The organism is Pseudomonas sp. PDM17, from assembly GCF_014851985.1.
Classification (GTDB): Bacteria; Pseudomonadota; Gammaproteobacteria; order Pseudomonadales; family Pseudomonadaceae; genus Pseudomonas.
Genome location: NZ_JACVAT010000004.1, coordinates 164,078 through 182,965 on the forward strand (window position 1 = coordinate 164,078; position 18,888 = coordinate 182,965).

15 protein-coding genes and 2 pseudogenes are annotated in these 18,888 nt (G+C 66.1%); 8 read left to right on the top strand and 9 right to left on the bottom strand.

What is annotated here, in order from left to right:
• Positions 1-171: 171 nt before the first annotated feature.
• From IB256_RS30975 to IB256_RS14985, 5 genes and pseudogenes are all read left to right on the top strand, one after another.
• Positions 172-1,212, top strand: a pseudogene (locus IB256_RS30975) (methyl-accepting chemotaxis protein); the annotation flags it as partial.
• A gap of 159 nt (positions 1,213-1,371) precedes the next feature.
• Positions 1,372-2,085: a methyl-accepting chemotaxis protein gene (locus tag IB256_RS30980; RefSeq protein ID WP_412547965.1), complete on the top strand. Its 714-nt coding sequence runs from the start codon at positions 1,372-1,374 to the stop codon at positions 2,083-2,085.
• Between the two features lie 382 nt (positions 2,086-2,467).
• Positions 2,468-3,556, top strand: a pseudogene (locus tag IB256_RS30985) (methyl-accepting chemotaxis protein); the annotation flags it as partial.
• A gap of 153 nt (positions 3,557-3,709) precedes the next feature.
• A complete protein-coding gene (locus tag IB256_RS30990) occupies positions 3,710-4,414 on the top strand; it encodes a methyl-accepting chemotaxis protein (RefSeq protein WP_412547966.1) in 705 nt (234 codons plus the stop codon).
• Positions 4,415-4,514: 100 nt separating this feature from the next.
• Positions 4,515-4,949 carry a UPF0158 family protein gene (locus IB256_RS14985; protein ID WP_081519619.1) on the top strand — a complete coding sequence of 145 codons (435 nt, stop codon included), beginning with the start codon at positions 4,515-4,517 and terminating at the stop codon, positions 4,947-4,949.
• A gap of 161 nt (positions 4,950-5,110) precedes the next feature.
• Here the strand turns inward: IB256_RS14985 and IB256_RS14990 are convergent, their stop codons facing one another.
• Genes IB256_RS14990 through mexA form a run of 3 tightly spaced genes read right to left on the bottom strand, consistent with a single transcriptional unit; the run spans position 5,111 to position 10,874 of the window.
• Entirely contained in the window at positions 5,111-6,559 is a 1,449-nt protein-coding gene (locus IB256_RS14990) for an AdeC/AdeK/OprM family multidrug efflux complex outer membrane factor (protein ID WP_081519618.1), read from the bottom strand.
• Between the two features lies 1 nt (position 6,560).
• Positions 6,561-9,701, bottom strand: a complete 3,141-nt coding sequence (locus IB256_RS14995; protein WP_081519617.1) for an efflux RND transporter permease subunit — start codon at positions 9,699-9,701, stop codon at positions 6,561-6,563.
• Between the two features lie 15 nt (positions 9,702-9,716).
• Positions 9,717-10,874 carry a multidrug efflux RND transporter periplasmic adaptor subunit MexA gene (mexA, locus tag IB256_RS15000; protein ID WP_192210396.1) on the bottom strand — a complete coding sequence of 386 codons (1,158 nt, stop codon included), beginning with the start codon at positions 10,872-10,874 and terminating at the stop codon, positions 9,717-9,719.
• A 270-nt stretch (positions 10,875-11,144) separates the two neighbouring features.
• Here mexA and IB256_RS15005 point away from each other — a divergent pair, with 270 nt between their 5' ends.
• Positions 11,145-11,579: a MarR family winged helix-turn-helix transcriptional regulator gene (locus tag IB256_RS15005; protein ID WP_151189772.1), complete on the top strand. Its 435-nt coding sequence runs from the start codon at positions 11,145-11,147 to the stop codon at positions 11,577-11,579.
• Between the two features lie 51 nt (positions 11,580-11,630).
• Here the strand turns inward: IB256_RS15005 and IB256_RS15010 are convergent, their stop codons facing one another.
• From IB256_RS15010 to IB256_RS15020, 3 genes are all read right to left on the bottom strand, one after another.
• Positions 11,631-12,206, bottom strand: coding sequence for a YceI family protein (locus IB256_RS15010; protein ID WP_081519614.1), 576 nt, complete (start codon positions 12,204-12,206; stop codon positions 11,631-11,633).
• 28 nt (positions 12,207-12,234) lie between these two features.
• Positions 12,235-12,789, bottom strand: coding sequence for a cytochrome b (locus IB256_RS15015; RefSeq protein ID WP_151189066.1), 555 nt, complete (start codon positions 12,787-12,789; stop codon positions 12,235-12,237).
• Between the two features lie 178 nt (positions 12,790-12,967).
• Complete coding sequence (locus IB256_RS15020; RefSeq protein WP_192403102.1) at positions 12,968-14,458, bottom strand: flavin monoamine oxidase family protein; 1,491 nt, start codon at positions 14,456-14,458, stop codon at positions 12,968-12,970.
• A 192-nt stretch (positions 14,459-14,650) separates the two neighbouring features.
• On the opposite strand from IB256_RS15020, the gene IB256_RS15025 reads away from it, so the two are divergent.
• Both IB256_RS15025 and IB256_RS15030 read left to right on the top strand, forming a co-directional pair.
• Positions 14,651-16,054: an adenosylmethionine--8-amino-7-oxononanoate transaminase gene (locus IB256_RS15025; protein WP_192403104.1), complete on the top strand. Its 1,404-nt coding sequence runs from the start codon at positions 14,651-14,653 to the stop codon at positions 16,052-16,054.
• A gap of 85 nt (positions 16,055-16,139) precedes the next feature.
• Positions 16,140-16,859, top strand: coding sequence for a 16S rRNA (uracil(1498)-N(3))-methyltransferase (locus IB256_RS15030; protein WP_192403105.1), 720 nt, complete (start codon positions 16,140-16,142; stop codon positions 16,857-16,859).
• A gap of 13 nt (positions 16,860-16,872) precedes the next feature.
• Here the strand turns inward: IB256_RS15030 and IB256_RS15035 are convergent, their stop codons facing one another.
• From IB256_RS15035 to IB256_RS15045, 3 genes are all read right to left on the bottom strand, one after another.
• A complete protein-coding gene (locus IB256_RS15035; protein ID WP_192293771.1) occupies positions 16,873-17,484 on the bottom strand; it encodes a LysE family transporter in 612 nt (203 codons plus the stop codon).
• Between the two features lie 74 nt (positions 17,485-17,558).
• Entirely contained in the window at positions 17,559-18,359 is an 801-nt protein-coding gene (locus IB256_RS15040; protein WP_192403106.1) for an AraC family transcriptional regulator, read from the bottom strand.
• Positions 18,360-18,366: 7 nt separating this feature from the next.
• On the bottom strand, positions 18,367-18,882 hold the full coding sequence (locus tag IB256_RS15045; RefSeq protein ID WP_225601778.1) for a chemotaxis protein CheW: 516 nt from the start codon (positions 18,880-18,882) through the stop codon (positions 18,367-18,369).
• Positions 18,883-18,888: the final 6 nt, after the last annotated feature.

Here is an 18,888-nt window from a genome sequence, read left to right on the forward strand (position 1 = left end):
GAGGCCAGTAACCACGCGGCCTCCAGCGTGAACCACCAGTCAGAAAATTACCGTAAAACCCTTCAGTTCCCCGCAGCGAAGCCGATATCAGCGGTACCGGTCGTCCCCACTCTGCGCATTTCCTGCTCAGCCATGCGTACCGGCCCTGTTCATCGCTGGAGCGCCGCCTTCATGTTTCGCTGGTTCAACAACCTGACTGTCAAACTCAAACTCGCCTCGGGCTTCGGCCTGGTGCTGCTGCTCACCCTGCTGATCGCCCTCACCGGCTGGATCAACCTGGGCAACGTGATCGAACGGGGCGACAAGCTCGGCGAGATTTCCGAGCTGATCGCGATCGCCAAGGACCTGCGTATCGCCCGTCTGAAATTCCAGTCCACCCGCGCCCCGGAAGACGCCAAGGCGGTGCTCGATACGCTGGACAAGCTGGACCAGCGCCACCGCGCGCTGAACGAGCGGTTCACCGAGGCCGAGGACCGTCGGGTCATCGACCAGCAGCATGATCTGAGCGTGGAGTACCGCAAACTGTACGCCCAACTGCTGAAGTCCTTCGAAGAGCGCGACGCCGCCAAGCAGGTGCTGATCCAGGCCGCCGGCGCGGTCAGCGAAGGCATGCAGAAGGCCGAGCAGAAGCTGGTCAGCAACGGCAGTCCCGAAGGTCTGCAACATCTGCAGGACCTCTCCGGCCTCGGTCGCAGTGTCATGCAGGCGCGCCTGCAGGTCATGGCCTACACCAGCACCGACGCGCAGAACCTCGAGCAACCCGCCTTCGCTGCCCTGCAGAAGCTCATCGACGGCGTGAAGAGTGACATGAGCACCTCGCCGGCCGAGCTGAACAGCGAGTTCCGCGCCACCCTCGACGCGCTGGAGACCTACCGCAACGCGCTGACCAATTACCGCAACGAGGTCAACGACAGCCAGGCTGCTCGCGACCGCATGCGCGATGCCGGCCAGCAGATCGAGAAGCTCAGCAACGAACTGACCTCCACCCAGACCGCCAAGCGCGACGCCGGCGTCGCCCAGGCCAAGACCCTGCTGGGCCTGGCCGCGCTGATCGCCCTGGTGCTGGGCAGCATCGCTGCCTGGATCATCACCGGGCAGATCGTCAATCCGCTGCGCGACGTGCTGCGCCACGCCGAGCGCATCGCCGACGGCGACCTCAGCCGTGACATCCCCACCAATCGTCACGACGAACTGGGCCAGCTGCAAAAGAGCATGCAGCGCATGAACCTATCCCTGCGCGAGCTGATCGGCCGCATCCACGATGGCGTGACGCAGATCGCCAGCGCCGCCGAGGAGCTGTCCGCGGTGACCGAGCAGACCAGCGCCGGGGTGAACAATCAGAAGGTCGAGACCGACCAGGTCGCTACCGCCATGAACGAGATGGCCGCCACCGTGCAGGAAGTCGCACGCAACGCCGAGGAGGCCTCCGAGGCTGCCTCCGCCGCCGACCGCCAGGCCCGTGACGGCGAAGGCGCGGTGACCGAGGCGGTAACCCAGATGGATCGCCTGGCCGGCGAAGTCGGCCGCACCAACGAATCGGTGCTCAAGCTCAAGCGCGAAAGCGAGAAGATCGGCAGCGTGCTGGACGTGATCAAGGCAGTCGCCGAGCAGACCAACCTGCTGGCGCTCAACGCCGCCATCGAAGCCGCCCGCGCGGGCGATGCCGGCCGTGGCTTCGCCGTGGTAGCTGATGAGGTACGCGGCCTGGCGCAGCGCACCCAGTCCTCCACCGAGGAGATCGAGGAGCTGATCGCCGGCCTGCAGAGCGGTACCCAGCAGGCCGTGCAGATGATGGAAACCAGCCGCGACCTGACCGTCAGCACCGTCGACCTGACCCGCCGCGCCGGCGAGCGCCTGGGCGCCATCACCCGCACCGTGTCGACCATCCAGTCGATGAACCAGCAGATCGCCGCCGCTTCCGAGCAGCAGAGCGCGGTGGCCGAAGAGATCAACCGCAGCGTGATGAACGTGCGCGACATCTCCGAGCAGACCGCCGCCGCCAGCGAGGAGACCGCCGCTTCCAGCGTCGAGCTGGCTCGCCTGGGCAACGAGCTGCAGGTGCTGGTCAGCCGCTTCCGCGTCTGATCCGGCCTCGCCACGAAAAGGCCCGCGCACTGCGGGCCTTTTTTATTCTGCGCAGGGTTTCCGCTGCAGGAGCGACAGCCAGGGTGGCTTTTTTAGGATGGGTGGAGCGCAGCGATACCCATGCTGTCGGCGCGCGATGTTTGATGGGTATCGCTTCGCTCCACACCATCCTACGAGGCGCTGCAACGACGTTCATGGCAACAGGAAGCCGTACCGAGCCGGAAACATCGCGACAAATTCCCGCCTTCAGTTTCCCCTTTCGCCGCCGATAGCCTCTGACGCACGAAGATGCGTCCCGACAATTGCGCCTCGCCTCTGCACACTCGTTCTTGCCAGCCACGGGCCGTCGATCCCGTGGCAACGCCTGCCTGGAGTTTTCGACATGTACGATTGGCTAGTAGTACAGCTGGGACGCCTGAACGTCAGCCTGAAGCTGGTGGTGGGCTTCGGCATCCTCCTCTTCCTTACCCTGCTGGTGCTGCTCAGCGGCCTGCACAGCCTGGATAACCAGGCCGAGCGCGGCGAGCAGATGGCGACCATCACCGAACTCAACGACCTCAGCCAGCAGGCCAACCTCGCGCGCCTGCAGTTCGAGCTGGGCGGCGATCGCAGCCAGGCCGAGCGCGTCGAACAGCACAGCACGAAGATGCTGGAGCTGATCGAGCAGCGCCTGAAAGGCAGCGACGTCGATGCCAGGCAGCTGACAGCAGCGCGCCAGGCGGTCAGCGAGTACCGCGAGGCCTTCACCGCCCTGACCCGCGCCGTCGACCAGCGCACCCAGGCCCGCGGCACCCTGGTGGGCAGCGCACAGAGCGCCCTGCAGGCCTTCGAGGCGCTGGACAAGCAACTCTTCGAGCTGCTCGCCGAACAACCGGGCGACGCCCAGTTGCTGCACGGCGCCCAGGCCGTCGGCCAGCTGCACCAGCAACTGCTGGTGGTGCGCTATCAGGTACGGGGCTATGTCTTCGAACAATCTGCCAGCGCCGAACAGGCTGCGTTCGCCGCCTTCGACAAGCTGCGCGACACCGGCACGACCCTGCAGAGCCAGTTGCCGGCCATCGCCGCCGACGGCCTGGGCGCCGCGCTCAAGGACCTGCAGAACTACCGCAGCGGCATCGAGCACTTCCGCGACGGGGTGAACGCCACCCAGCAGGCCCGCAAGGCGCTGAGCGGCGCCAGCGATGCACTGCTCGCCGCAGCCGACCGCCTCTACGACGACACTCTGGCACGCAACGACGCCGAGACCGCTGCCGCCAAGACCCGGCAGATCCTCATCGCCGTGCTCGCCCTGGCCTTTGGCTTCCTCTCCGGCTGGGCCATCAACCGCCAGATCGTCCGCCCGCTGCACGAGGCCCTGGAACTGGCCGAGCGCATTGCCCAGGGCGACCTCTCCCAGGGCCTGTCGCGCGACCTCAACCTGCAGCGCAGCGACGAGCTGGGCCAGTTGCAGCGGGTGATGTTGCGCATGCGCGAGAGCCTGGCGCAGCTGCTCGGCCACATCGGCGGCAGCGTCAACCAGCTGGCCACCGCCGCCGACGAACTCTCCGCGGTCACCGAGCAGACCCGCGCCGGGGTGAACAGCCAGCGCGTGGAAACCGAGCAGGTCGCCAGCGCCATCCATGAAATGGCCGCTACCGTGCAGGAAGTCGCGCGCAACGCCGAACAGGCTTCCGCCGCCGCCCAGCAAGCCGACCAGCAGGCCCGCGAGGGCGACCAGGTGGTGCAGGACGCGGTCAACCAGATCGACCGCCTGGCCACCGAGGTGGATCGCTCCGCCGAGGCCATGGAACTGCTGCGCAAGGAAAGCGAGAAGATCGGCAGCGTGCTGGACGTGATCAAGTCGGTGGCTGAGCAGACCAACCTGCTGGCGCTCAACGCCGCCATCGAAGCCGCCCGTGCCGGCGAGGCCGGGCGCGGTTTCGCCGTGGTCGCCGATGAGGTGCGCGGCCTGGCCCAGCGCACGCAGTCTTCCACCGCCGAGATCGAGGGCCTGATCGCCGGCCTGCAGCGCGGCGCCCAGGAAGCGGTGACGCGCATGGACGACAGCCGCCGCCTGACCGGCAGCTCGGTGGAACTGACCCGCCGCGCCGGCGAGGCGCTGGGCGTGATCGCCCGCACCGTGGCCGACATCCAGGGCATGAACCTGCAGATCGCCTCGGCCGCCGAGGAGCAGAGCAGCGTTGCCGAGGAGATCAACCGCAGCGTGGTGCAGGTGCGCGAGATCGCCGACCAGTCCGCTGCCGCCAGCGAACAGACGGCCAGCTCCAGCACCGAGCTGGCGCGCCTGGGCAACGAGCTGCAACTGCAGGTGGGCCGCTTCCGTCTGTAAAGCGCCAGTCGCTCGGTGCGCCCGCGCCGACCGACAACGGCAGGACAGTTGTCATGCGCATGGCGTAGGATCGGTCACTCGCCAACCAGGGAGAGTGACCATGCGCCCGCTGACCATCGATATCGACGAACTGGCCTTCGCGCTCGATACCCAGGGTATCGATCACTACCTCGATCTGTTCAGTGGCCAGGTGCTGCTGATCCCCGAAGAAGACCCCGACCCGGAGCTGGCCGAGTTGCTGCACCGCGAGCCGGAGCGCCTGCTGCCCATCGAACCGCTGAGCAGTGGCCAGTCGCTGGAGCTGATGCGCGACTTCCTCCGCGAAGTGCCCGAACCCCACGCCTACTCCGCCCTGGCCAACGCTATCGAGGGGCGCAAGCCGTTCAAGGCCTTCCGCCATGTGCTGATGGGTTACCCGGAATTGCTGCAGGCCTGGTACGTCTACCAGGGCGAGCGCCTGCGCGAATGCGCGCTGGACTGGCTCGCCGACAACCAGATCCAGCCGGCGGGGCGCAGCTCCGGCGCTTACCTGTAGAGCCGCCTCAACCACCGGCGCAACCTGTAGGGCGCATAACGCCCAAGGCGTTATCCACCGTCAACACGGCGGATAACCCGTGCCGGGTTATCCGCCCTACGCGAACCACCAACAAAAACGCCGCCCCGAAGGGCGGCGTTCTCGTTTCCAGCCAGTAAGGATCAGCCTTTCGGCGCCTCGCTGGAGATCGGCCTGGCTTGCGCCGCCGTCGCCTGCCAGCCGCCGCCGAGGGCCTTGTACAGGTTGACCTCGCTGGTCAGCTGGTTGAGGCGGTCGGTGATCAGCTGCTGCTGGGCACTGAACAGCGAGCGCTGCGCGTCGAGCACGGTGAGGTAGTTGTCCACACCGGTGCGGTAGCGCTTGTCGGCCAGGCGGTAGTACTCGCTGGTGGCGTCCACCAGCGAGCGCTGCGCCTGCAGTTGCTCGTTGAAGGTGCCGCGCGCGGCGAGGCCGTCGGCGACCTCGGAGAAGGCCGTCTGAATGGCTTTCTCGTACTGCGCCACGTTGATGTCCTTCTGCACCTTGGCCAGGTCCAGGCTCGCCTGCAGGCTGCCGGCGTTGAAGATCGGCAAGGTGATCGAGGGCTTGAACAGCCAGCTGCCGGAGCCGCCGTCGAACAGGCCGGACAGGTCCGGGCTGAGGCTGCCGGCGTTGGCGGTGAGGCTGATGTTCGGGAAGAACGCCGCCCGCGCCGCGCCGATATTGGCGTTGGCCGCCTTGAGCTGGTGCTCCGCCTGGAGGATGTCCGGGCGGCGCTGCAGCAGGTCGGAAGGCAGGCCCGCCGGCACGGTGGCCAGCAGCTCGTCGGACAGCTGGCGGCCCTGGGGCAGGTCGCCCGGCAGACCGGAACCCAGCAGCAGGACCAGCGCGTTCTGGTCCTGCGCGACCAGACGGGTGTACTGCGCCAGGGTCGCCCGCGCGCTTTCCACCGAGGTCTGCGACTGGCGCAGGTCCAGGGCCGAGGCGACGCCCACTTCGTAGCTGCGCTTGGTCAGGTCGTAGCTCTTCTGGTAGGTGGCCAGGGTGTTGCGGGTCAGCTCCAGCTGGGCCTGGTCGGCGCGCAGCGTCAGGTAGGCGTTGGCAACGTTGGCCACCAGGCTGGTCTGGGTGCTGCGGCGGGCCTCTTCGCTGGCGAAGTAGGTTTCCAGCGCCTGGTCACGCAGGGCGCGCAGGCGGCCGAACAGGTCGAGCTCCCAGGAAGTCACGCCCAGGGTCGCGCCGTACTGGCTGCTGATCATCGAGCTGCCGGTGGTCGACAGGTCGGCCGGCAGGCGCTGGCGCGAGCCGGTGATGCCGGCGTCCACCGCCGGGAACAGGTCGGCCCGCTGGATGCGGTACTGCGCCCGGTAGGCTTCGATGTTCAGCGCGGCGACGCGCAGGTCACGGTTGTTTTCCAGCGACACTTCGACCAGTCGCTGCAGTTGCGGGTCCTTGAAGAACTCGCGCCAGCCGATGTCGGCGCCGGCGGTAGCCGGCTGCCCCGCATCGTAGGCATCGCCCTGCGGATAAGCCGCGGCCACGGGCGCCTCGGGGCGCTCGTAGTCGGGGATCAGCGAGCAGCCGGACAACACGCCGGCTGCTATGGCGAGGGACAGTAAGGACTTTCTCATATCAATGCCCCTTCTCGGTGGATTCCTGTTCCTTGGACGCGGCGTCCTTGAACAGGGTACTGACCACCACGTAGAACAACGGCACCCAGAAGATCGCGAGGACGGTCGCGGTGACCATGCCGCCGATCACGCCGGTACCGATCGCATGCTGGCTGCCGGAGCCGGCGCCAGTGGAAATCGCCAGCGGCACCACGCCGAGGATGAACGCCAGGGAGGTCATGACGATCGGGCGCAGACGCATCCGGCAGGCCTCGATGGCCGCCTCGACGATGCCCTTGCCCTGCTCGTGCAGCTCCTTGGCGAACTCGACGATCAGGATCGCGTTCTTCGCCGACAGGCCGATGGTCGTCAACAGACCCACCTGGAAGAACACATCGTTGGACAAGCCGCGCATGGACGTCGCCAGCAGCGCACCGATGACGCCCAGCGGCACCACCAGCATCACCGAGAACGGAATCGACCAGCTCTCGTACAGCGCCGCCAGGCAGAGGAACACCACGATCAGCGACAGGGCATAGAGCGCGGGAGCCTGCGAGCCGGACAGGCGTTCCTCGTAGGACAGACCGGTCCAGGCATAGCCGACGCCCTTGGGCAGTTGCTTGACGATGTCCTCGACCGCCGCCATGGCCTCACCGGTGGAACGGCCCGGGGCCGGTTCACCGAGGACTTCCATGGCCGGCACGCCGTTGTAGCGCGCCAGCTTCGGCGAGCCATAGCTCCACTCGCCGGTAGCGAAGGCGCTGAACGGCACCATCTCGCCGGAGCTGTTGCGCACGTACCACTTGTCCAGGTCTTCCGGGCTCATCCGCGCGTTCGGGCGGCCTTGCAGGTAGACCTTCTTCACCCGACCACGGTCGATGAAGTCGTTGACGTAGTTCGAACCCCAGGCGATGGAGATGGTGCTGTTGATGTCCGCCAGGGAGACGCCCAGCGCACTGGCCTTCTCGTCGTCGATCAGCAGCTTGTACTGCGGCTCGTCGTTCAGGCCGTTGGGACGCACGCGCTGCAGTACCGGGTTCTGTGCGGCAAGACCAAGGAACTGGTTGCGCGCCTGCATCAGCACTTCGTGGCCGACGCCGGCCTGGTCCTGGAGGAAGATGTCGAAGCCCACGGCGTTACCCAGTTCGAGTACTGCCGGCGGGGCGAAGGCGAACACCATCGCGTCCTTGAAGCTGAAGAAGTGCTGCTGCGCGCGCTGGGCCAGCGCGAACACGCTGTTCTCCGCGCCCGGACGCTCTTCCCAGGGCTTGAGCATGATGAACGCCATGCCCGAGCTCTGGCCACGGCCGGCGAAGTTGAAGCCGGTCACGGTGAACACCGAGTTCACCGAGCTGCTTTCCTTGTCCAGCAGGTACTCGCGCATGGAGTCCACCACCACCTGGGTACGCTCGGCGGACGAACCGGCCGGGGTCTGCACCTGGGCGAACAGCACGCCCTGGTCCTCGTCGGGGAGGAACGCAGTGGGGATGCGGGTGAACAGGAAGACCATGCCGCCGAGGATCAGCACGTACATCAGCAGGTACGGCACGCGGTGCTTGAGGATCGAGGTGACGCCACGCTCGTAGCCGTGGGTGGTGGAGAGGAACGCACGGTTGAACCAGCCGAAGAAGCCGCGCTTGTGCTCGCCGTGGTCGCCCTTCTCGATGGGCTTGAGCATGGTGGCGCAGAGCGCCGGGGTCAGCACCAGGGCCACCAGCACCGACAGGGCCATGGCCGAGACGATGGTGATGGAGAACTGGCGGTAGATCACCCCGGTGGAACCGCCGAAGAAGGCCATCGGCAGGAATACCGCCGAGAGCACCAGGGCAATACCCACCAGCGCGCCCTGGATCTGGCCCATGGACTTGCGCGCCGCCTCGCGGGGCGACAGGCCTTCCTCGGCCATCACCCGCTCGACGTTTTCCACCACCACGATGGCGTCGTCCACCAACAGGCCGATCGCCAGCACCATGCCGAACATGGTCAGGGTGTTGATCGAGAAGCCGAAGGCGGCGAGTACGCCGAAGGTGCCCAGCAGGACCACCGGCACGGCGATCGTCGGGATCAGCGTGGCGCGGAAGTTCTGCAGGAACAGGTACATCACCAGGAACACCAGCAGGATCGCTTCGCCCAGGGTCTTCACCACCTCATGGATCGAGGCGGAAACCACCGGGGTGGTGTCGTACGGGTAGACGATCTTCATGCCCTGCGGGAAGAACGGCTCCAGCGTGGCCAGGGTGGCGCGGATCGACTTGGCGGTGTCCAGCGCGTTGGCGCCGGTGGCCAGCTTGATCGCGATACCCGAGGCCGGCTTGCCGTTGAACTGAGCATTGATGCTGTAGTCCTGGCCGCCCAGGGCGACATCGGCGACGTCCTTCAGGCGAACCTGGGAGCCGTCGGCGTTGACCTTGAGCAGGATGTCCTTGAACTGCTCGGCGCTCTGCAGGCGGGTCTTGCCGATGATCGTGGCGTTGAGCTGCTGCCCCTTCACCGCAGGCAGGCCGCCGAGCTGGCCGGAGGAGATCTGCACGTTCTGCGCCTGGATCGCCGTTTTCACGTCGCCTGGGGTCATCTGGAAGCTGTTGAGCTTCGCCGGGTCCAGCCAGATGCGCATGGCGTACTGCGAACCGAACACCTGGAAGTCGCCCACGCCAGCGGTCCGCGACAGCGGGTCCTGGATGTTGGAGACGATGTAGTTCGACAGGTCTTCCTTGGTCATGCTGCCGTCTTCGGAGACAACGCCGACCACCATCAGGAAGTTCTTCACCGCCTTGGTCACGCGGATGCCCTGCTGCTGCACTTCCTGCGGCAGGAGCGGCGTGGCCAGCTGCAGCTTGTTCTGCACCTGAACCTGGGCGATGTCAGGGCTGGTGCCCTGGTCGAAGGTCACGGTGATGGTCATGCTGCCATCGGAGTTGGACTCCGAGGAGATGTAGCGCAGATGGTCGAGACCGTTCATCTGCTGCTCGATGACCTGCACCACGGTGTCCTGCACCGTTTCGGCGGAGGCGCCCGGGTAGCTCACCTGGATGGCGATGGCCGGTGGCGCAATGGCCGGGTACTGGTTCACCGGCAACTTGAGGATCGACAGACCGCCCGCCAGCATGATCACCAGGGCGATCACCCAGGCGAAGATGGGCCGGTCAATGAAAAACTTCGACATTACGAATCCCCTTGATTAACCCTGCTTGGCCGGTTGAGCGGCGGCGGGCTTGTCGGCGGCACCAGCGGTGGGCGCCACGTTCTTCGCGGGTACGGCCTTGGCCTGGGCGCCCGGCTGGACATACTGCAGGCCTTCGGTGATCAGGCGGTCGCCGGCCTTCAGGCCATCGCTGACCAGCCAGTAGGCACCGACGGTGCGGTCGGCCTTGATGGTGCGCAGCTCGACCTTGTCCTGGGCATTGAGCACCAGCGCGGTCGCCATGCCACGGAAGTCACGGGTCACGCCTTGCTGCGGCGCCAGGATGGCCTGCTTCTTGATGCCCTCTTCCAGCTGCGCATGGACGAACATGCCCGGCAGCAGCTCCTTGTTCGGGTTGGGGAAGATGGCGCGCACGGTCACCGAGCCGGTGCCCTGGTCAACCGAGACCTCGGAGAACTCCAGCTTGCCCTCGACGGGGTATTCGGAACCGTCTTCCAGGTACAGCTTGACCTTGGCGGCGTTGTCACCGGCCTTCTCCAGCTGCCCGGCGGCCAGCTCGCGGCGCAGGCGGATCAGCGAAGTGGAGGACTGGGTGACGTCGACATAGATTGGGTCCAGCTGCTGCACGGTGGCCAGTGCGGTGCTCTGGCCGTTCTGCACCAAGGCGCCTTCGGTCACGCTGGAGCGGCCGATACGGCCGGAGATCGGCGAGTAGACCTTGGTGTAGCGCACGTTGATCTGGGCGCTGTCGACGGTGGCCTTGGCCTGCAGGTAGGCGGCCTGAGCGTCGGCATACTGCTGCTTGCTCACCGCCTCGTCCTTGACCAGCTCCTTGTAGCGTTCGGCCTGCTGCTGGGTGGATACCAGGTTGGCCTGGGCGCTCTGCAGCGTCGCCTGATAGGTGGCCGGGTCGATCTGGTACAGCTGCTGGCCTTCCTTGACGTCGCTACCTTCCTTGAACAGACGCTTGAGGATGATGCCGTTCACCTGCGGGCGAACTTCGGCAATGCGATACGCGGTAGTACGGCCCGGCAGTTCGGTGCTCAGGGTGACTTCCTGCGGCTGCAGGGTCACTACACCGACCTCGGGGATCTGCTTCTCCTGCGGGGCCTGGGCTTTGTCGCAGCCGGCAAGAGTGGCCATGGCGACGAGCAGGGCCGGGACCAGGGCGCGCATGGCTGGCTTTCGTTGCATATCGTTGTCCTCGTGAGCAAAGCATCCGGTTTGGCTGTGGGCTTGCCGGTCCGGAAAAGCTGGCAAAAATACTTACATTCAGCTGTGTTTGTAAACGTCCGAAAGCCCTGAGGGAAACCTACTGAAACGTTTTAGCCTTTGGCTGATAACGCAGTAGGTTTCCCGCAAGGCAGTCGCGGCGATGAACAAAGTTGATAACATCAACTAAAATACGAAAAAATGGTTGAGCCGATCAACCTGATTTACACAAGACTTACCGTGACCGAGCCGATGACCCACAACGTGAATCCCGACCTGCCACAGACCCTGATGAAAGTCCTCGACCACCTGCGCGAGAGCCTCCAGGACCAACTGTGCGCGGAGGGCATCGACCTCACGCCGCCGGACATCCGCCTGCTCGAGCTGATCGGCGCCGATGCTGGCCAGAGCCTGCAGAGCCTCGGCCGCAAGATGTGCCGCGACAAGGCACTGGTGACCCGCAAGATCCGTGAGATGGAGACGCTGGGTCTGGTGCGTCGCGAGCGCAACCCGGGTGACCAGCGCAGCTTCCAGCTGTTCCTGACCGAGGCCGGGAGCCGTGTCGACGAGCGCACCCAGGCCATCCTCGCACGGACCCATGACAGTCTGTTCGCGCCGCTGGACGACGAGGAGCAACGCACCCTCACCCAGCTCCTGCGGCAATGCCTGCAGGGTCACGCGGACTGACAGCACAAACGAAAACGCCGGCAATCGCCGGCGTTTTCGCAATCCTGCGTCTTACTGACGCACCCCTTCTACCGACAGGGTCAGCTCGACTTCCTGGGAAGCCGGGCCAAGATCGCGCTGGATGTTGAAGTCTTTCAGCTTGAGGGTGGTGGTGCCGAGGAAGCCGGCACGGTAGCCGCCCCACGGGTCATCGCCCTGGCCGATCAGTTCAGCCTTGATGGTGACCGGCTTGGTCACGCCGTTCAGGGTCAGGTTGCCAGTGATCTCGGCATTCTTGCCATCGGCCTTCACGCCGGTGGATTCGAAGGTCGCGGTCGGGTTCTTCGAGACGTTCAGGAAGTCCGCGCTGCGCAGGTGCTTGTCACGCTCGGCGTGGTTGGAGTTCACGCTGTTGGTGTTGATGGTCACCTTGACCTTGTCGGCGGACGGGTTCTTCTCGTCGAAGGTGAAGGCACCGTCGAAGTCGTCGAAGCGGCCATACAGCCAGCTGTAACCCAGGTGCTTGATGCGGAACTCGATGAAGGCGTGCTGGCCTTCCTTGTCGATCTTGTAGTCCGCGGCCATGGCCTGGCCAGCGGAGAACAGGGCGGTACCCAGCGCCAGAGCGGCGAACGTCTTCTTCAGCATTGAAGCAATCTCCCTTTGAGGTGAGGTGTTATTTCGCGGCACGACCGAGCATGCGGACCAGGGTCTCATCACGGTCGAAGAAATGGTGTTTGAACGCCGCCAGGGCGTGCAGCACGGCCAGTACAACCAGGGTCCAGGCCAGGTACAGGTGAATGGCGCCGGCGATGTCGGCCTGGTCGGTGATGCCGCTCAGGGTGGCGGGCACGTCGAACCAGCCGAACACGCTGATGGGTTTGCCTTCGGCGGTGGAGATCAGGTAGCCGGCGATGATCACCGCGAACAGCAGCGCGTAGAGCGCCAGGTGGCCGAGCCTGGTGGCCAGGCGGGTCATCTGGCCGTGGTTGGCCGGGGTCGGTGGCGCCGGGCTGATGAAGCGCCAGAGCACGCGCACGATCAGGGCGATGGCCAGGAGGATGCCGATGCTTTTGTGGATTTCCGGAGCGCGGTGGTACCAGGTGTCGTAGTAGTCCAGCTCGCGCATCCACAGGCCCAGGCCGAACAGGCCGAAGACCACCAGCGCACTGCCCCAGTGCAGGAACAGGCTGACCAGTCCGTAGCGAGCGGGGGAATTACGCCATTGCATCGATCGACATCCTTGAAAACGGGAATTCAAGACTAGCGGTTAATCCATCGAAGAAAAGCAGAAAAATCTGCTTTGAAACATCGACTGACAAGATAGGTCCGAGTCTGAAACGCCCGTCCCAGAGCCAGAAACGACAATGCCGGCTTTCGCCGGCATTGTCTGGGTGGAGCAGGTTCGATCAGAACGGCAGCCAGGACATGATGCCCTTCTTCTCGCTCTTGGCATCAGCCGGCTTGTCGCTGGCGGCCGGCTTGTTGTCGGCCACCAGGGAGGCGCCTTCGAGCACCGGCGTCTTGCCGGCGTAGAGGTCGCGGACCTGGCTGGCGGCACGCTTGCCGCTGCGCAGGGCGCCTTCGATGGTGCCCGGGTAGAGTGCATCGGTGTGCTCGCCGGCGAAGGCCACGCGGGACACCGGGGTCTCCCACACACGCCAGAAGCGGCTGATCTGGCCCGGACCGAAGGCCAGGTAGGAACCGCCAGTGCCGGCGTCGGTGCTGTAGCGACGCATTTCATAGCCGTCGTAGGCACCGCGCATCTTCGGGTAGTACTTGTTCATGCGGATCAGCACCTGCTCGGAGAGCTGGCGGTCGCCGAAGGCCTGCATCACGCGGGCGTTGTCGCCGGACAGGTTGATCAGCACGTTGGCGCCGCCCTTGGTCGCGGGCTCGACCCAGATCATGCCCAGGCCCTGGTCGCTGTAGATCTCGCCGGACAGGCGCGACTTGTCGTCCCACACCGGGCGCTTGAACTTCATCAGGATCTGGTCGCGCCAGCCGTAGTTGGTGCCCTTGAGGGCCGCCAGCTGCTTCTCGTTCAGGCCCGGAGTCAGGGTGATGCTGCCCAGAGCGCGCAGCGGCACGGCCAGCACCAGGTAGTCAGCGGTGTAGCCGGTGGGGCCGACCTTCACGGTCACGCCGTCCTTGTCCTGGCTGATCGAGGTGACCTTGGCGTTGGTCTTGATGGTCTTGATCTGCTTGACGAAAGCCTGGGCCAGCACCTGGCTGCCGCCGGGCAGACGCGACGCGCGCAGGTCGCGGTCGTCGACGCCACGGTACACACGGCCCTGCTGGGCGAGGTAGAGCAGCGACAGGCGCGACGGTTCGTCGTAGTGCGAACGGATGCGCTGGTTGACCAGCAGGCGCGCGGTCGGCGACAGATTCAGCTTGTCCAGCCAGCGCGCGGCGGTGAGCTGGTCGAGGGCGAACAGGGTCTTGTTCGCCAGCGGGTTGAGCGGGTCGTCGATGGAGGCGGACAGCTCGTTCAGGGACTTCTCGAAGCGCTCGAGGTCCGCGGCGACGGCCGGCATCTTGGTCTTCAGGTCGGCGCTGGTGTAGTAGACGCCGTCGATCAGGTAGCTCGGGGTACGGACGAATTCCGGCGCCGGCACCGAATTCACCTTCAGGGTTTCCAGGTAGCCGTTGAGGGTCGGCTGGACCTTCTTGTTGCCGATCCACTCGCTGGTGGCCAGGCCCGAACGACCGCCCACCTGCGGCTTGGCTTCCAGCAGGGTGACCTGCCAGCCCGCCTGCTGCAGCTCGTAGGCTGCGGAAAGACCGGCGAGACCGCCGCCGACCACGATGGCGGTCGGTTGTTTGTCCTTGCCCAGCGCCACTGCGCTGAACACCCCCAGAGCAAGCAACGCGGCAGTGCGCAGCCATCCCATTTTCATCGCCAGACTTCCCCGAATTGGTGCAAAGGCGCGAAGCATACGTGAGCGCCCGAATGCCGAATAGCTGTGTTGGTCGGCTGCCCACGGCATGTGTCGTAGGACGTGTCCTTGTTCATCTCAGGTGCATTGAATAGGCTTGCCCGATCCGGGCGAGTCGACCGTCTGACGAGCCATTATTTCAAGGAGCAGACCATGGGCCTGAACGCCGAGTGGATGCAGCGCGATCTCGAGGTGCTGTGGCACCCCTGCACCCAGATGAAAGACCACGAGCGCCTGCCGGTGATCCCGATCCGCCGCGGCGAGGGTATCTGGCTGGAGGACTTCGAAGGCAAGCGCTACATGGACGCGGTCAGCTCCTGGTGGGTCAACGTCTTTGGCCACGCCAACCCGCGCATCAACCAGCGCATCAAGGACCAGGTGGACCAGCTGGAGCACGTGATCCTCGCCGGTTTCAGCCACCAGCCGGTGATCGAGCTGTCCGAGCGCCTGCTGCGCCTGGCACCGACCGGCTTCTCCCGGGTGTTCTACGCCGACAGCGGCTCGGCCGGCATCGAAGTGGCGCTGAAGATGAGCTACCACTACTGGCACAACCTCGGCCAGCCGGAAAAGAAGCGCTTCATCACCCTGACCAACAGCTACCACGGCGAAACCGTGGCGGCGATGTCGGTGGGCGACGTCGCGCTGTTCACCGAGACCTACAAGTCGCTGCTGATGGACACCATCAAGGTGCCGACCCCCGACTGCTACCTGCGCCCCGAAGGCGTGAGCTGGGAAGAACACTCACGGACGATGTTCGCCGCCATGGAGCAGGCGCTGGAGCAGCACCATAAAGAAGTCGCGGCGGTGATCGTCGAGCCGCTGGTGCAGGGCGCTGGCGGCATGCGCATGTACCACCCGGTCTACCTCAAGCTGCTGCGCGAGGCCTGCGACCGCTACGGCGTTCACCTGATCCACGACGAGATCGCCGTCGGCTTCGGCCGCACCGGTACGATGTTCGCCTGCGAGCAGGCCGGCATCACCCCCGACTTCCTCGTGCTGTCCAAGGCGCTGACCGGCGGCTACCTGGCGATGAGCGCGGTGCTTACCACCGACAAGGTCTACCAGGCCTTCTACGACGACTACGCCACCCTGCGCGCCTTCCTCCACTCGCACACCTACACCGGCAACCCGCTGGCCTGCGCCGCCGCCCTGGCGACCCTGGACATCTTCGAGCAGGACAACATCATCGAGGCCAACAAGGCCCTGGCGGCACGCATGGCCAGCGCCACCGCGCACCTGGCCGACCACCCGCACGTCTCGGAAATCCGCCAGACCGGCATGATCCTCGCCATCGAGATGGTCCAGGACAAGGCCAGCAGGACGCCCTACCCGTGGCAGGAGCGTCGCGGCCTGAAGGTCTTCCAGCACGGCCTGGAGCGCGGAGCGCTGCTGCGCCCGCTGGGCAGCGTGGTGTACTTCCTGCCGCCGTACATCATCACCCCCGAGCAGATCGACTTCCTCGCCGAGGTCGCCAGCGAAGGCATCGATATCGCCACCCGCGACAGCGTGAGCGTGGCGGTCAGCGAACGCTTCCCCGAGCATCGCGATCCGGGCTGAAAGCGGCGGCAGGCTTCAGGCCATAGGCTGCAGGCGATACACTAGCCAGCCTGTAGCCCTTAGCCTGCCGCCTGTAGCCCAAAAAATGCGCCTCTCCCGCTTCTTCATCGACGCCCCGCTCTCCCTCGGCCAGCACGAGCTGCCCGAAGCCCAGGCCCACTACATCGGCCGCGTGCTCCGGCACTCGGCCGGCGACGCCGTGCAGCTGTTCGACGGCTCCGGCCACGAATACCTGGGCGAACTGATCGAGGTCGGCAAGAAGAACGTCCGCGTGGAACTGCGCGAATCCTTTGCCGGCCAGGCCGAATCGCCGCTGCACATCCATCTGGGCCAGGGCCTGTCCCGCGGCGAGCGCATGGACTGGGCGATCCAGAAGGCCACCGAACTGGGCGCCAGCGAGATCACCCCGATCGTCAGCGAGCGCTGCGAAGTGCGCCTGAAGGACGAACGCGCCGACAAGCGCATGGCCCACTGGCGCCAAGTGGCGATCAGCGCCTGCGAGCAATGCGGCCGCTCGGTGCTGCCGGTGCTCAATGCGCCGATCACCCTCGCCGACTGGCTGGAGAGCTGCCAAGCACAGCTCAAGCTGGTGCTGCACCCGGTGGCCGAACCGCTGACCAGTCATGACAAGCCCTCCAGCCTGGCCTTCCTGATAGGCCCGGAAGGCGGCTTGAGCGATGCGGAGGTGGAGCAGGCCAAGAGCGCCGGATTCCACGCTGCCCGCCTCGGCCCGCGCGTATTGCGCACCGAGACTGCTCCGGTGGTTGCGCTGAGCGTAGCGCAGCAGCTTTGGGGGGATTTCTAACGGCTTCGGCGACTCAGACACCCCGCAACGCCAACCCCGCCAGCACCAGCAGTACCACCCCGCACAGCGCATGGCTGACCCGATGCCAGCGCGGTGAAGCGTTGCGCCGCAGCCAGTCCACCAGTGCCGCGCAGAGGAAGCAGCAGAGCACCGAGGCGGTCATGAAGCCGGCGAAGAACACCAGCGAATCGGCCAGCGACGGCACGCCGTCCACCAGCCCGGCCATGGCACCTCCCAGCGCGCCCCAGTAGACGATGTTCTTCGGGTTCGACAACGACAGCATGGCCCCGGATGCGAAAGCCCCGGCATTGTGTTCGCCGCTGTCGCCCTCCTCCGCCAGGCCGACCTGGCGAGCATCCAGCAGGCTCTGCACACCCAGCCAGGCCAGATAGGCCGCGCTGGCCAGGGTCAGCGGCAGGCGCAAGGTCTCGTGGCCCAGCAGCAGCGCCAGTCCGGTGAGGCCGATCAGCGCCCACACCGCGTCACCGATCAGGGAGCCGAACTGCACCAGCAGCGCCGGGCGGAAGCCGCCCTTCAGGCCACGGCGCAGGGTTTCGGCGAGGACCGCGCCGGGGGACAGGCAGAAGACGATGCCGAACAGCAGCGCGGCGAAGAACAGGGTCATGGATCAGCTCTCGAACCAGTAGGCGATGACGCGATTCTGCCTGGGCAGCGGCGGCGGGACTTGAACCGGATTGCTCAGCGCAGGGCGCGCTGGAAGTTGCCCGGCGACACACCATAAGCCGCGCGGAAGTGCCGGTTCAGGTGACTCTGGTCGGCGAAGCCCAGTTCGTGCGCCACTTCAGTGGCCGGCAGCCCCGTGCGCAGCAAGGCCTGGGCGCGCCGGGTGCGCAGTTGCATGGCCCACTGCCGCGGGCTCAGGCCGACCTGTTTCTGGAAGCTGCGCAGCAGGTGGAAGCGTGACAGGCCGAGGTGGGCGGCCATTTCGTCGAGGCTGGGTTGTCGCGCAAGGTCGGCGGCCAGCCAGTCCTGCAGGTCGGCAATCCGGCCGCCATTCTCCAGACTTTCCTGCGGCAGGCGCACGCCCATGGCGCGGGCGATCTTGGCCAGCAGCAGCGTCAGGCGTTCCTCGCCACGCTGGCGAACGAAGGCATCATCGCCCAGCACGCCCTCGACGGCGTCGGCCAGGGCAGCGGCCAGGGCGGGAAGGCGGTCAGTGGGCCGCTCGAACTCCAGGCGCTGCAGGCCGAGCATCGTGGCCAGCTGCTCAGGCGCGATGTAGAGGCTGACGAACTGCCAAGGCTGGCCTTCGTCAACACCGCCGCCCTGAATCTGGCCGGGGTTGTAGGTGGTGATGGCGCCGGGGCCGGCGTCGAAGCTACGGCCATCCAGCCATACGCTTTCCTCGCCGCGCAGGTTGGCGCTGATGACGAATTCGTCGTGGCTGTGGCGTTCGAAACGGTGGCCGCCGAGGGTGGCGCCGGCGACCTCGAAGCCGGGTTGGTCCCCCAGCTGGGCAAGGCGCAGGCCACCGGTCATGGCGGGCTCAGATCAGGCCGGAGTCGGCCAGCTTCTGCTCCAGCGCGGCCAGGTCGGGGATGCGCGCCTGGGCATCGCCCAGGTCCACCGCGTCCAGCTCCAGCGGCGCCAGCGGCACGTCGGCGCGCTTGAGATCACTGCCAACTTTCACCGAACGTGGGATGCCCTGCACCAGCAGGGCGAAGAATTTCACGTTGGGTCGCCCGCCCAGGGCGTTGACCACGATCACCCGCGCGCCGGGGCTGACTTCGGCCTGGCCGTCGGAGGCCGCCTCGAAGGACAGTAGCGGCAGGCGCAGGTCGCGCCAGGCCACCTGGCCCAGGTACCAGGACGGCAGGCCGTCCACCGGGTGCGGGGCACGGTAGGTGATCAGCTCGGCCACCGCCACGTTGGGCAACAGCAGGTTGCGGTCGGCCAGCGGCACCAGCAGCGCGGTCAGGCTGCTGGGGGCGGCGTTGGCCGCGGTAGCATTGGCAACCGCGCTATTGGCAACGCCGGCATTGGCGACGGGGAGATCACTCATCGGGCC